At 31.1% G+C, this 14,576-nt stretch carries 15 protein-coding genes; 9 read left to right on the top strand and 6 right to left on the bottom strand.

The window, feature by feature from the left end; all coding sequences use genetic code 11:
- Nucleotides 1-138 precede the first annotated feature (138 nt).
- The 5 genes from H2684_RS01850 (at nucleotide 139) to surE (ending at nucleotide 7,065) form a co-directional block, all read left to right on the top strand.
- Nucleotides 139-1,026: a polysaccharide deacetylase family protein gene (locus H2684_RS01850; protein ID WP_182087642.1), complete on the top strand. Its 888-nt coding sequence runs from the start codon at nucleotides 139-141 to the stop codon at nucleotides 1,024-1,026.
- A gap of 34 nt (nucleotides 1,027-1,060) precedes the next feature.
- Nucleotides 1,061-2,014 (top strand): 2-hydroxyacid dehydrogenase, encoded by a 954-nt coding sequence (locus H2684_RS01845; RefSeq protein WP_182087641.1) that lies wholly within the window; start codon nucleotides 1,061-1,063, stop codon nucleotides 2,012-2,014.
- 110 nt (nucleotides 2,015-2,124) lie between these two features.
- Entirely contained in the window at nucleotides 2,125-5,577 is a 3,453-nt protein-coding gene (gene addB / locus H2684_RS01840) for a helicase-exonuclease AddAB subunit AddB (protein WP_182087640.1), read from the top strand.
- Between the two features lie 29 nt (nucleotides 5,578-5,606).
- The gene (locus H2684_RS01835; protein ID WP_207719350.1) at nucleotides 5,607-6,269 is read left to right on the top strand and encodes an MgtC/SapB family protein; all 663 of its coding nucleotides are present in this window, start codon (nucleotides 5,607-5,609) and stop codon (nucleotides 6,267-6,269) included.
- Between the two features lie 43 nt (nucleotides 6,270-6,312).
- Nucleotides 6,313-7,065 carry a 5'/3'-nucleotidase SurE gene (surE, locus tag H2684_RS01830; protein WP_182087639.1) on the top strand — a complete coding sequence of 251 codons (753 nt, stop codon included), beginning with the start codon at nucleotides 6,313-6,315 and terminating at the stop codon, nucleotides 7,063-7,065.
- A 40-nt stretch (nucleotides 7,066-7,105) separates the two neighbouring features.
- On the opposite strand, the gene H2684_RS01825 is transcribed toward surE, so the two are convergent.
- From H2684_RS01825 to H2684_RS01815, 3 genes are read right to left on the bottom strand one after another with little or no spacing between them, the layout of a single operon-like run.
- Complete coding sequence (locus tag H2684_RS01825; protein ID WP_182087638.1) at nucleotides 7,106-7,735, bottom strand: manganese catalase family protein; 630 nt, start codon at nucleotides 7,733-7,735, stop codon at nucleotides 7,106-7,108.
- 11 nt (nucleotides 7,736-7,746) lie between these two features.
- Nucleotides 7,747-8,061: a spore coat protein CotJB gene (locus tag H2684_RS01820; RefSeq protein ID WP_347707497.1), complete on the bottom strand. Its 315-nt coding sequence runs from the start codon at nucleotides 8,059-8,061 to the stop codon at nucleotides 7,747-7,749.
- 14 nt (nucleotides 8,062-8,075) lie between these two features.
- Entirely contained in the window at nucleotides 8,076-8,312 is a 237-nt protein-coding gene (locus H2684_RS01815; RefSeq protein ID WP_243159250.1) for a spore coat associated protein CotJA, read from the bottom strand.
- A 389-nt stretch (nucleotides 8,313-8,701) separates the two neighbouring features.
- Here H2684_RS01815 and H2684_RS01810 point away from each other — a divergent pair, with 389 nt between their 5' ends.
- The gene (locus tag H2684_RS01810) at nucleotides 8,702-9,199 is read left to right on the top strand and encodes a spore coat protein (RefSeq protein WP_182087637.1); all 498 of its coding nucleotides are present in this window, start codon (nucleotides 8,702-8,704) and stop codon (nucleotides 9,197-9,199) included.
- 93 nt (nucleotides 9,200-9,292) lie between these two features.
- On the opposite strand, the gene H2684_RS01805 is transcribed toward H2684_RS01810, so the two are convergent.
- Both H2684_RS01805 and H2684_RS01800 read right to left on the bottom strand, forming a co-directional pair.
- Nucleotides 9,293-9,568, bottom strand: a complete 276-nt coding sequence (locus H2684_RS01805) for a DUF4491 family protein (RefSeq protein ID WP_182087725.1) — start codon at nucleotides 9,566-9,568, stop codon at nucleotides 9,293-9,295.
- A 55-nt stretch (nucleotides 9,569-9,623) separates the two neighbouring features.
- Complete coding sequence (locus tag H2684_RS01800; protein WP_182087636.1) at nucleotides 9,624-10,211, bottom strand: hypothetical protein; 588 nt, start codon at nucleotides 10,209-10,211, stop codon at nucleotides 9,624-9,626.
- A gap of 144 nt (nucleotides 10,212-10,355) precedes the next feature.
- Between H2684_RS01800 and H2684_RS01795 the strand changes: the two genes are divergently transcribed.
- The gene (locus H2684_RS01795; RefSeq protein WP_182087635.1) at nucleotides 10,356-10,922 is read left to right on the top strand and encodes a DUF2953 domain-containing protein; all 567 of its coding nucleotides are present in this window, start codon (nucleotides 10,356-10,358) and stop codon (nucleotides 10,920-10,922) included.
- Nucleotides 10,919-11,317 (top strand): spore germination protein GerW family protein, encoded by a 399-nt coding sequence (locus H2684_RS01790; protein ID WP_182087634.1) that lies wholly within the window; start codon nucleotides 10,919-10,921, stop codon nucleotides 11,315-11,317. The genes H2684_RS01795 and H2684_RS01790 overlap by 4 nt, the downstream gene beginning before the upstream one ends.
- Before the next feature lie 14 nt (nucleotides 11,318-11,331).
- On the opposite strand, the gene H2684_RS01785 is transcribed toward H2684_RS01790, so the two are convergent.
- Nucleotides 11,332-13,485, bottom strand: a complete 2,154-nt coding sequence (locus H2684_RS01785; RefSeq protein WP_182087633.1) for a YhgE/Pip domain-containing protein — start codon at nucleotides 13,483-13,485, stop codon at nucleotides 11,332-11,334.
- A gap of 178 nt (nucleotides 13,486-13,663) precedes the next feature.
- Here H2684_RS01785 and H2684_RS01780 point away from each other — a divergent pair, with 178 nt between their 5' ends.
- A complete protein-coding gene (locus H2684_RS01780) occupies nucleotides 13,664-14,563 on the top strand; it encodes a fumarylacetoacetate hydrolase family protein (protein ID WP_182087632.1) in 900 nt (299 codons plus the stop codon).
- Nucleotides 14,564-14,576 lie beyond the last annotated feature (13 nt).

The following is a 14,576-nucleotide window of genomic DNA, read 5'->3' as shown; positions in this document are numbered from 1 at the left end:
TATGACATCTTTGGATTGATCCTACTGTAACTATTTTGTAACCTTTTGTTGTAAATTTGTACAAATTAATGGATTTTATTGTGATAAACTGATTGTAAGATAGTAATTGTACATAATACAGGAGGATCAGACTTAAATATGGTAAAAAGAAAAAGAAATAAAAGAAATAGGGTAATTAAAAGGATAAGTTTTTTGTTACTTGTAATTATCTCATTTTTTCTATCATCTATGGCAGGGTTTAAGATTGCAGAGCAGAGTAGCAAAATTCAGCAAAAGAAGATAGCGTCAACTAATGCTTCTGTTGTCAGTAAAGATAGTGCAGATGATAGTACAAATTCAGATAAAACTGCACAGGATAAGAAAACAAATGAGGAAAAAGAGGACAAGTCACAGCAAAATGAAAGTGAAGAACCCTTGCCAGAAGATGCAAAAGTTGCCTATTTGACTTTTGATGATGGTCCAAGCCGAAATGTTACACCAAAGATACTTGACATATTAAAGGAAAATAATATTAAAGCAACTTTTTTTGTAATAGGAAGTAGCGTAAAGGCAAACCCTGATCTGTTAAAAAGGGAAGAAAAAGATGGACATACCATTGGAAATCACACATATACCCATGATTATAACTATTTGTATTCTAATATAGATAATTTTTTAAATGACCTTCATAGAAATGAGAAAGTTATAGATTCAGTAATAGACCATCATGACAAGACACTTATAAGATTTCCAGGAGGCTCTTTTGGAAGGACAGCCTATCAAAGAGCAGCTGAAAATGCAGGATATCATTATATAGATTGGAATGTATTAAATGGTGATGCTGAAGTTTCTCATTCCTCAGCAGACAGGCTTATAAGTAGATTTAAGCAAACATTTTTAGGACAGAAGAAAATTGTTGTGCTTATGCATGATGCAGCAACTAAGGAAACAACAGCAGAGGCACTCCCTACTATAATTAATATTTTAAAACAAGATGGGTATGAGTTTAGACCTATTACAAGTGATAGTTATAATATTTTGAAGTAATAAATTTAGATATTTCATGTGGAGGGATGTATTTATGAAAATTTCTGTTATTGAACCTCTTGGACTTTCTGAGGAGGAACTTAGAAACATTGCAAGGCCAATTACAGATAAGGGGCATGAACTTGTAATTTACAATAAAAAAGTTTCAGATCCAGCTGTACTTAAAGATAGGGTAAAAGATTCTGATGTAATTGTCCTTGCAAATATGCCACTTAAAGGAGAGGTCATAAAGGCTGCAGAAAAACTTAAAATGATATCTATAGCATTTACTGGAGTTGACCATGTTGACTTAAAATCATGTAGAAAAGATGTTGTTGTATCAAATGCTGCTGGATATAGTACAGATTCTGTTGCTGAACTTTCAATTGGACTTGTACTATCTCTTCTTAGAAATATAGTTCCACTTGATAAGTGTACAAGAGATGGAAAGACAAAAGAAGGATACAGTCAAAGAGATTTAAGTGGAAAAACTTTCGGAGTTGTAGGAACAGGAAATATAGGATCTGCAGTTTGCAAGTTAGCAACAGCTTTCGGTTGTAAAGTAATTGCATATAATAGAAGTGAAAAAGAGGAATTGAAAAAAATAGGCGTAAAATATGTAACTTTGGATAAGCTACTTTCAGAAAGTGATGTTGTATCAATTCATCTTCCACAAAATGAAAATACGAAAGGACTTATAAGTGCTGAAAAGATTGCACTTATGAAAGATACAGCTATACTTGTAAATGCAGCAAGGGGTCCTATTGTAGACAATGATGCTTTAGCAAAGGCACTTGAATCTGGTAAAATTGCAGGAGCAGGAATAGATGTATTTGACAGTGAACCACCTCTTCAATCTTCATATTCTCTTTTACATGCACCAAACACTGTACTTACACCTCACATAGGCTTTGCTACAAAAGAAGCAATGGTGAGAAGAGCACATATAACTTTTGAAAATATAATAAAATGGATGGATGGAAAACCTCAAAATCTGGTAAAATTTTAAAATATAGTGAATAGGCCTTGCAAATATGCAAGGCTTTATTTAATATAATATACATATATATTTCTTAGTCTATTGATGTTTATAAAGTTTTAAATTAGGAGGAATATTCTTTGAGCATAAAATTTATATATGGTAGATCTGGAAGCGGAAAAAGCTATTACTGCTTAAACAGCATAAAGAGGAAAATTGAAAAGGGAAATTTAAATTCCAATATACTCATAGTTCCAGAGCAGTTTTCATTTCAAACGGAAAAAAATATGATAGAAAGTATTGGACACCATGGTCTTTTAAAATGCAAGGTGTTTAGTTTTAAAAGGTTGGCAAATGCTGTGTTAAATGAAGTTGGAGGAGGAGTTAGAAAACATATAAATGACTCTGGTAAAAATATACTCCTATACAAGATAATTTCAGAGAATAGGGAAAAATTAAAAGTATTTAAAAAGGGATGGTCAAAACAGGGCTTTGTTTCAAATATGGGAAGTACCATAAAAGAGCTGAAAAAATTTAATATAAAAGAAGAAGACCTAAAGGAAAGTATTGATAGAATAGAAAATCCAACTTTTAAAAGCAAATTAGAAGACATTATGCTCATATTTTCAGAATTTCAAAATAGGCTAAGTAAGAACTATATAGATGATGAAGATGAACTGACTATACTAATTAACAACTTAGAAAAGTCCTCTATATTTGATGGTGCAGAAGTTTGGGTTGATGAATTTTCCTCCTTTACTCCTCAAGAATACAAAATTTTAGAGAAGATAATGAAAAGAGCAAAAAAAGTTAATTTTACCCTTTGTATGGATTTTGTAGGTGATAAAATAAAAACAGAAAGTACAGATCTGTTTTTTCCAATTAAAGTTACAGAACAAAAGCTTCTTGAAATAGCTAAAAATAACAATATATCCTATGAAAAACCAGTTGTGTTAAACTCTAATCCATGTCGCAAGTTCAAAGGGAGAAGTGAACTTCAGCATATGGAACATAATCTTTTTTCTTATCCATATAGTCAATATAATTATAAGCCTCAAAATATAAAGTTATTTAAGGCACTAAACAAATACAGTGAGATTGAAAATGTAGCAAGTGATATAGTAAGAATATGTAGAGATAAAGGATTTAGATTTAAAGATATTGCAGTTGTAACTGGAGATTTAGATGGATATCAAAGTATAATAAAAGCAGTTTTTAATGAATATAATATACCTTGTTTTATTGATAAAAAGAGAGATATTGATGACAATCCAATAATAGTTTTGATAATTTCTGCTGTGGAAATAATATCTAAAAATTGGTCCTATGAGTCTGTATTTAGGTATCTTAAAACTGGACTTTTAGATATTGAAAATGAAGATATAGATGTGCTTGAAAATTATGTTTTGGAAAACGGAATAAAGGGAAACAAGTGGCTTATGGAAGACAAGTGGGAATTTAACACAAGTTATAGTGCCATGGAAGATAAGGCTTATGAAGATATAAAAAATCAACTTTTAGATAGGATAAATACTATAAGAGATAGAGTTCGTACTCCTTTGATTAAGCTTGCATCATCAATTAAAGGAAGAAAAAGCGGAAGGGAAAAGTGCGAAGGATTATATAATTTTTTGTGTGATATAAATATACCGGAAAAAGTAGAGGAAATTATAAGAAATTTTAGGGAAGAGTCAAGACTTGATAAGGCAAATGAATACAACCAAATATGGAATATAGTAGTAGATACCATGGACCAGGTGGTAGACACTATAGGTGATGATGTATTTAGCATAGATACCTTTGGTAAAGTATTAGTTTCAGGATTTAAGCAATACAAAATAGGGGTTATACCACCATCTCTTGACCAGGTGCTTGTAGGAGATATTTTAAGAATAAGAAGCCATGATATAAAGGCACTTTACATTGTAGGTGCAAGTGATGGAGTATTTCCACCATCTATAACTTCAGATGGAATATTTACAGATGGTGATAGGGAGGAACTTTTAAATAGAGGAATTGAATTGAGAAGTAGCAGCAGATATAGGGCATTTGAAGAACAATTTATAATTTATAAAGCTCTTACACTTGCAGATAGGTATTTAAGAATAAGCTACCCAATGGGAGATGATAGCGGAAAAACAATGCGTCCTTCAATTATAGTATCAAGGCTGAAAAAGCTATTTTTAAAAATTGAAGAGGAAAGTGATGTTGTTTCAAAACAATCAAGTAATGAAATTGACTTAGTAAGTGTGCCAAGTTCTACATTTAATAAGTTAATAGAAAATATAACAGTTAATTCTGCAAAAAACAATATAGATCCTTTATGGATAGATGTTTATAGTTGGTATTGCAAAGATAAAAAATGGAATAGTAAATTGGAAAAGGTTCTTCAAGGAGCTTACTATACAAACGAAATGGAAATTGCAGATACAAAAAAAGTTAGAAAACTCTATGGAAAGCACTTAAATGTCAGTGTTTCAAGGCTTGAGAAATTTGCCCAATGTCCTTTTGCATATTTTGTTCAATATGGCTTAAAGGCAAAGGAGAGAAAGATATACAATTTGACTCCTCCAGACATTGGAAGCTTTATGCACAATATACTTCAGAATTTTTCTGTAAAGTTAAAAGAGCAAAATCTTACATGGAGTGACGTGGATAAAAAGTGGTGTAAAGAAAATACAGAGGAAATAGTAAGAGAAATACTATCTGAAAGACCTAATTCAATATTAAATAGCTCAAAGAGGTATAAACATATTACATCAAGAATTGAGAGGGTTTTAACTAGGGCATCATATCTTATAAGTGAGCATATTAAAAAGGGAAAGTTTACGCCTAAAGGTTATGAGGTGTCCTTTGGAAAAGACGGCTACTATCCGCCTATATCTGTAGAACTTCATTCTGGAGAAGAGGTAAATCTTTCTGGAAGAGTGGACAGAATAGATATAATGGAAAAAGATGGGAAAGAATATATTAGAGTTATAGATTATAAATCCGGAAGTAAGGAGTTTGATATTTCAGATGTTTACTATGGACTTCAAATACAGCTTCTTGTTTATTTAGATGTAATACTTTCAGAGCTTGAAGAAAAATTTGATGGTGATGCTTTGCCAGCAGGAATACTTTATTTTAAACTAGATGATCCTATAGTAATGGGAACAGAGGACATGAGTTATGAAGAAATAGAAACAAGGATAAAGAAAAGTCTTAAAATGAATGGACTTATATTGGATGACATTGATGTAATAAAAGATATGGATTCTTCAATTAGCGGATCTTCTGAAATAATTCCTGTATCTGTGAAAAAAAATGGCGAAGTTTCCTACTCTAGATCCTCTGTTGCTAAAGAAGAACAGTTCCAAATGCTTAGGAAGTATGTAAGAGTTACAATGGAAAGACTTTGCGAGAGAATACTGGAGGGAGATATAGAAATTTCTCCATATATGTATAAGTCAAGGAGTGGATGTGACTTTTGTATATACTCCCCTATATGTCAGTTTGATACACTTATTAAGGGAAATAGTTATAATATATTTAAAAAGAAAAATATAGAGGAAGTTTGGCGGGATATAGAAAGTACAGTATCTGATGAATAGAATAAAGATATGAGATGGGAGGAGATATTATGAATCAATGGGAGATGATGTTTAGGCTCTTCCTTGCAGGAATACTTGGAGCTACAATTGGTTTTGAAAGAAGAAGCCACTTTAAAGAAGCCGGAATGAGGACACATTTTGTAGTTTCACTTGGAAGTGCACTTATAATGCTTGTATCTAAATATGGATTTTTTGACCTTCAGGGAATATCGTCTATTTCACTTGATCCAAGCAGGGTAGCTGCACAGGTTGTAAGTGGAATTGGATTTCTTGGAGCAGGAACTATAATTGTGGAACATCAGTCTGTAAAAGGACTTACTACAGCAGCTGGATTATGGGCTACAGCAGGAATAGGTATAGCAATTGGAGCTGGAATGTATATACCTGGTATAAGTGCTACAGTTTTGATACTTATAGGACTTGAAATATTTAACAAACTCCAGTTAAATACACTGTATTCAATTGGAAAGGCAGATATGTCATCAGAGGGAGTTAACCCAGCACTTGATGTACTTAAAAATTCAAGACTGAAAATATCAAAGATCCAGATAAACAGGCATCACAACAAAACTAACAAGGACATGGAAGTAAGACTTACATTTAGACTTTACAGCAAAAATCAAAATGACATAAACAGAATAATGATGGATCTTTTAAAAGTTGAATATGTGAAAAATGTTGATATAAAGTAGTCTTTTAGATTTTTAATTTATAGTATTGGAGTGTGATTTATATATGAGATTACTTTTAACAAATGATGATGGAATAGATTCAGAAGGACTTCATGCCCTTGCAAGACATTTTGAAATAGATAATGAAGTTATAATTGCAGCACCAATGGAACAGAGAAGTGCAAGTAGCCATTCCATAACTATGTCTAAGGTAATTGATGTTAAAGAGAGAAAAATTGAAGGAATAAAGTCTAAAGCATATAGTATAAATGGGACACCAGCAGATTGTGTGAGAATTGCACTAGATAAGTTAGTTGATAAAGTAGATATGGTAATATCAGGTGTAAATAGAGGTTATAATGTTGGAATTGATGTTGTATATTCTGGAACTGTTTCTGCAGCAATTGAGGCGGCTATATGTAAAGTTCCATCTATTGCAGTATCTATGCAAGCTGAAAACAAAGGATTTGACTTCAATGTGGCTGTAGAATGTGCAAAAAAGGTGTTTGAAACTGCAAAGAGCAAATATATGAAAGATGATGTTGTGCTAAACTTAAATGTGCCTGATGTAAAAAGTGAAGAATTAAAAGGTATAAAAGTATGCAAAACGGGATTTAAAATGTATCATGGTTTTTATGTTGAAAAAAGTGATGAAAATAATAATATTGGATTTTACCAGGAAGCAAAACCTACTGGATATGATGTTGAAGGTACAGATTTATACTATGTAAAGAGGGGATATGCAACACTTACACCTCTTCACTATGATCTTACAAACTACAAAATATTAGATGAAGTAGAAAAGATATTTAAATAAAAAGATGTTCCTTTTTTAAGGAACATCTTTTCGTGTAAATTTAGCAATCCCAGTCATCATCATCGTCATCACAATCCATGTATTTTGGACATGACATATAGAAATCTTTGCTCATTCCAACTCCGTCATGTATATTGTCAAGGGCTTCCCCAAAACGCTGAAAATGAGTTACTTCTCTCTGTCTTAAAAATCTGAGTACATCTAATACATCCTGATCATCTGTAAGATTCATTAGATGTTCATAAGTTGTTCTTGCCTTTTGTTCTGCTGCAAGATCATCATGGAGATCAGTTATAGGATCTCCTATAGATTGAATATAAGCAGATGACCATGGGACTCCATTTGCATCTACTAGAAATGGTGAGTGATCGTGTTGAGTATAGTGTCCACCCATACCGGCATCTTCAAGCTCTTTTGGAGATGCATTTTGTATAAGTTGATAAAATATTGCTCCTATTATTTCCACATGTGCCAGCTCTTCAGTGCCTATATCTGTAAGTAAGGCTTTTGTTTTACCAGTAGGCATGGTATAACGTTGACTCAAATATCTCATGGAAGCACTTAATTCTCCATCAGGCCCACCGAATTGAGCTATCATGCACTTTGCAAATTTAATATCAGTCTTTTTAATATTCACTGGATACTGTAATTTTTTTTCATATATCCACATAACTTATCCTCCTATTTCTGAGATTCCCAAGGCCATGGACTATTAATCCAGTTCCAGGGATAATTTCCCTGACTGAAACCAAAGTTTAAAAGTGGGCCATAGTACTTTTCATATTTCTTTATTGAAGAATTTAGCTCTTTATAGCAATTGTTAAATGCAGTAAGCGCCTCCTTATTATCTGGAAAATTGTCTAGATAAAGATTTAAGTCAAGTGATGCAAATTCAAGTTGCCTTATATTTTGAAGTAAGGTTTTCTGGCTCTCTTTTTTGCCATCTTTTTTACATTTCATGTCACTGTTGTTTTTATTGTTTTTCATATCCTTCATGTTTTCCCTCCTAATTATCTTTTTTTACGTTTATACGGCATAACAAGATTTGGAAATATACTTCCTTCCCTTAAGGCTTCATCTAAAGGAAGAAGTCCAACGTAAGGTTGAGGTACTATATAAGCTCTTGCAAGCTGTAATTTGGGAAACATGTTTGGAGAAGGCATCATGTTCGGCATCATATTAGGCATCATATTTGGATTATGACCTCTCATGCCGGCACCCATATAAGGAATAAATTTTGGATACAATGTTTTCACCTCTAATATTTGTTTACAATGATAATATATTCATAGTATATAAAAGTGTTAATATAAATTTGAAATTAGCAATTTGCAATAGTGTAAAAAGGGTTTAATATATAAGAATTTAATGGTATAATCATATTAAAGTTACAATTAATGAATTTAATGATTTTGCGGTTAAATTTATGTAAACTCCCATATGAATTTTATATAATTTGTGTACCCTCCAATTATATACTTTAAATTATATTTCAGGGAGTTTACATAAATCTTTCTTATATATGATTGAGATTATGATTGAAATGAATTAAGATGCTTCAAATATTTTGTTTGAAGCATTCTTAATTTGAATAAATAAATTAGCTTCCGTAAATAATAATTTCGGAGGTGTTTTTATGTCAATTACTCTTAGTAATAAAGAAAGAACTTTGTTAGAGGATCAAAAAAATCATGAACAAGTGTGTATAGAAAAGTACACAAATTATGCAAATCAAGCACAGGACAGTCAACTTAGACAAATATTTCAGCAAAATGCAATTGAGGAAGTTGAACATTTAAACAGTATAAATTCACTTTTAAATGGTGAAGTTCCTGATCTTAACAATAAGAGTCAACAGTCTGCAGAAGCTGTTCAGGCATCTCAAACTGTAAACAATGCAATTTCATCTCAAGCCTCTCAGCAGACTGGACTAAATAAGGGATGTGATAAGGAACTTTGTACAGATATGTTAATGACTGAAAAGTATGTATCTGGAGCATATGATACTAGTATATTTGAATTTACAGATACAGGTGCAAGAGATGTTTTAAATCACATACAAAAAGAAGAGCAAAAACATGGAGAGGCAATATTTAAGTATATGAATAGTAAGGGAATGTATAATGTACAGTAAATAAATGTAGAGTAATTTACCTGAATCGAATTTAACTTAAAAATGCGTAATTCTATCCTGTATATATAAGATAGAATTACGCATTTTTGTCTTTCAATTTTTTTTAGGGAACCAACCTTTTTCAACTCTCTCTCTTTGTTTAAACACCTCAAGTATTCCCCATAAAAATGTAAAGGAAAGTATTCCAAGACATCCAGATAGAAGTTTACTTTTTACATAAAAGGATAGAGCTATTGATATAATGCCTATGATTAAAAAGACAATCCATATTTTTACGCCAAAATGATACTCTCCTTTTATTACAACAATATGACCAAGGCCTGTAAGTACCAAGGTTGTTATACCCATTATAATTCCATAATAATTTATCATGAATATACCTTCTCCTTGTTATTTATGTTTGTTATTTATATATAGTATTATATCATTTTATGGAAGTACTTGACGGAATAATTAATTTTATTCTAGTTCCAACAAAATTTCCCTGGTCGTATTGTATATATCCATTAGCATAGATGTCGTTTACTGCATTTATAATTAAGTTGTTACCTTTTAACTTTTTCATTTTGTATTCATATATCTTTTGATACTTTGGACTTTCTATATTGGATTTTGATATCTGTACTGAGTTAGCTGAAATACTTTGAAAAATGGGGTCCTTTGCAGTTCCAGTGTTTATTACAAATACATTACTGTCTTTTGAGGGAATCTTATTAATGTATTTATCTTTTACATTTGAAGATAAATAAGATATAGGCTTTGATTCAACTACTCTGTCAACTATTCCATTTTCCTTTGGTCCTATTTCCCATATTAGAAGTGGAACTATAAAAAGTATTAAAATAATGCTTGTACACATAACAAATAAATTTACAAACATAGCTGTTAAATAGTATTTTGCACTATCTATTTCATTTAGATTTTTACGCTTTACTTTTTTGCTCTGTATGTGAAATAATCTTATTCCAAGTAAAGCCGATGTAATTCCAGATATGTATAAGAAAAAAACCATAAATATCTCCTCCACTATTATGTATATATTACCTAAATTTTACCAAAAAATCAATTAAAATGAATATGAATTATAAAATTTACACAAATATATTGGCGTAAGTAATGTATAAGGATATAATTTAGTTAGTATAGGAGGATAACTATGGAAGTTTTACATATATTGATTTGGACATTATTTGTCCTTATATTTTTAATTTTTGCACTACTGTTTATACCTGTGAAGTACAATATATCTTCTTTTTTAAAAGAAGGAGAGATAAAGTACAATATTAAAATTTCACTTTTTACTTTTAGTTTTCAATTTACAAAATCCTCTGCTTTAAATATTGATTTTAACAAATTTGAAAATTCAATTGAAAACTTAGAAGACAACTTATCTAAAAAGTCCAGTGTTTCAGATCTGGTGTTTGTTATAAAGAAATTAGTAGACAAACTTACTCCAAGACAACTTAAAATAGAAGGAGAGTATGGATTTTTGGATCCTTCCTATACAGGAATGATTACAGGAATTATATATACTGTGTTGCCTTTTTTAAAAAGAGCAGAGGTGTCATTAAAACCAGATTTCCTTAGCAGTGAGTTATATATTAGATTAGAAATTTATGGTAAAATAATACCGGGGTTTCTACTAAAAACAGCTTTAGAAATGTACTTTGCGCTTATAAAGAAAAAGATGAAAGTTAAATCAATACAAGGAGGTATTTTATGAATATCAAAGAAAATTCTGAGGAACTTTTTTCAAGATTAGAGAACTTTTTTAAGACCAAAACTGTTGTAGGTGAGCCAATAAAAATAGATGATACAACAATTATACCATTTATAACAGTTACTTTTGGATGTGGCACAGGAGTTGGAGATGGAGGAGATGGAGGCAAGAAATCAGGCCAAGGTGCAGGTCTTGGAGCTGGTGCAAAGATAACCCCTGATGCAGTTTTGGTATTAAGAGGAGATCTAATACAGATGATTCCAATAAAAAATAAAGGTAATATGGATAAACTTGTAGATCTTGTACCTGGAATAATTCAAAAGTTAGATAGAAAGAGAAAAGATAAAAAAGCAAAAAAATCTCAATATAAAAAAGAAGATACAGATTATACTGATTAGAAAGATTGGAGGGATTAACCTTCCAATCCACTTTCTTTGAATTTTTTTGTAAACTTTCCTGTTAAATTTCTAAAAAGCCTTTTCCAGATAAGACCCATTATAAGGAAAAATGTAAAGTATATTAAAAGAACTATTACATCCTTTAAAAGAACATTCCAAAGGATTCCAGAAACAATTTCTCTAACTCCACTGACTGCATAAGTAAAAGGTAAAATAGGATTTATTATTTGAAAAAATTCAGGAGTTACTTGAACAGGAAATGTTCCTCCAGATGCTGAAATTTGGAGCACAAGTAGTACCATTGCAATTGCCTTTCCCACATTTCCAAAAACTGATACTAAGGTATATATAATCATTGAAAATACTGTGCTTATAAATGCTGAAAATGCCACAAACATAATTGGATTTAGAACATATACATGGAGCATAAATATATCCCCTAAAGTTACTACAATAGCTTGTAATATAGCTATTGTAAGGAAAGTTAAGTATCTTCCTAAAAATGCCTGATACAGTTTTATTTTTACTCTTCTTATTGGAAGAACTTCTGTAGATAAAAGAGATGCAAGTATAAGTCCTCCAACCCAGAGAGATAGTGTAGTGAAAAAAGGATTCATAGCAGAGCCATAATTGGGTATTGGATATATTCTGTTCATCTTTACATTTACAGGATTTGCTATAAAATCACTTTCCTTTTGAGCATTTAAAGACATAAGCCTTACTAGTTCTGCAACTTGGTCGTTTTCGTTTAGAGATTTTAATTTTGTTGCAATATCATGTATTGTACTTTCAATTTCAGGGAGAGCATCTTTTACGTTTTTTATATCATTAAGTGCAACTTCACTTCCACTTTGGGCACTTTTTAGTAAATCCTGGGATACAGGTATACTTTCTTTAACGCTATTTAAAAGTTCTAAAGTACTATTTGCAGCATCTATTGAATTTTGCATTATCCCTTCTATAGATGGAGCAATTAAACTGTCATAAGTTTCTAAAATGGATTTAAAAGAAGAAGTTATAGGCAAGTTGTTTTCCTTTAGAGTGTTAAGCATAGTTGAAGATATAGCTTTTCCCGCATCTATTGAATCTATAAGTGAGTTTGTATAATCTATTTGAGAATTTACTCTAGTTCTAAGTTCATTTAGCTGTCCTGAAAAATTTGATATTATAGTATTTCCACTTTTGTTAAAGGAATTTAAAAGGTCAATTAAGCTGCTTAATCTTTCAGACACATCACTGTACCTATCTCTTAAACTTCCAAGAAGGTTTCTTGCCTCTGATGGATTTTTGTCTATAATTGATATTATGTTGTTTATGAAGTCCTCTGATCCTTCTGATACATCGGAAAGTGTTACAATTTCGGATTTTATAAATGGTGAAAGTTCTTTAATTGCATTTTTTGCCTTTGAAAGAAAACTTGAACCGCTTCTTGCCATATCAGAAGCTGATGTCATTGTATCTTCTATAAGAGGAATTTGGCTATTTACACTTGATATAAAGTTATTTAAATTTTGAGTTTGGGTATATACTTCATCCACAGCTCTATTTATTTCAGGTATTTTGTTATCTACATCTATTATTACATCTGCAAATTGCTGTAAAAATGGCTTTCCTCGTGTAAGCTCCTCACCTAGTTTGTTAAATAACTTAAATATGATTCCATCTACTATTTTTACAAAAGAAGTATTTATTTCCTGCTGAACTTTATCAATACCACTTTGAGTTATTTTAGGAGCTACTGGATTTAGTTTTTCATTTACTGAATATATTAGTTCAGCCTTTTTAGGGTTCGATTCCAAAAGAGATAGTATTCTTGAAGAAAAGTTTTGGGGTATTACTATACTTGCATAGTACTTTCCATTTTTTACTCCAGTATCTGCATCCTTATAATTTACAAACCTCCAGCCTATTTTGTCGTTTGCTTTTAGCTGTGTCACAAGTTCAGATCCAATATTCACTTTAGTGTCATCTATAGAGGATCCTTTATCTTCATTTACTACAGCAACTAGTATTTCGCTAGTATTTCCATAGGGGTCCCACATTGCCTTTATATTAAACCAGGCATACAGTGCAGGCAGTACAATTAGTGCTATTACAACTACAAGTGCTACCCAGTTTGTAAATATATTTTTTATATCTCTTTTGAATATTGTAAAAATATTTGTCACATTTCTCATTCCCTTCTTGTACCTTCATGACCTTAGTTTTCCTATTTTTAGAGAAAATTATTTATGATAAAAAAATAATTTTATTAATGTTGATTTTTTTGCAAGTTTTAGTATATTTAGTATATAATTTAGACAAGTTTAATACTTTTAATGCTATGTATAGGAGAAAGGTGATATTATGAAGTTTGTAGTTTTTATGAATGAGGGTTCTAAGAAACTTGGAATGTACAATGAAGTTTTTGGTAAAATAATTGATTTTGATAATATGAATTTGAAGGGGCACTATAAAAGTATTCTTGAACTTGTAGGGAACATAGACTGTGATGATCTTAAAACATTGAAAAAAGTGTACAAGGATTCAGATTACTTTGAAAAAAATGGCTACAATATAGATGATGTAACAATAAGTGCACCAATTGAAAAAACAGAAAACGATATAATCTGTCTTGGGCTTAACTACAGAGATCATGTTGAAGAAACTGCAAGAAGTTTTAAAGACGATTCCGTAAATATACCAGAGCATCCTGTGTATTTTTCAAAGAGAGCATTGAGTCCAATAGGACCTAATGATTTTATAGACAGTCATAGTGATGTTACAGATAAACTTGATTATGAAGTTGAACTTGCTGTAATAATAGGAAAACAGGGAATAAATATACCAAAGGAAAGTGCAGAAGAATATATATTTGGATACACTATAATGAATGATATAAGTGCAAGGGATGTTCAACAGAGGCACGTTCAATGGTACAGGGGAAAAAGTCTTGATACATTTACTTCATTTGGACCATGGGTAGTTTATAAAGATGAAATTAAATTTCCTGTAGAGTTGAATTTATGCAGTAGAGTAAATGGAGAGCTAAGGCAAAATTCAAATACTAGAAATTTTATATTTGATATTCCAACTATAATTCATGAAATTTCATCTGGAATGACACTTGTACCTGGAGATATTATAGCAACTGGAACTCCATCTGGAGTGGGAATGGGATTTAAACCACCAAGATTCCTAAAAAAAGGTGATATTGTAGAATGTGAAATTGAGAATATAGGTGTATTGGTAAATAAAGTAAAATAAAAATAGCGGAAAG

The organism is Clostridium sp. cel8, assembly GCF_014050525.1.
GTDB lineage: Bacteria > Bacillota > Clostridia > Clostridiales > Clostridiaceae > Clostridium_B.
This window is presented reverse-complemented; position numbering and strand designations above follow the sequence as displayed.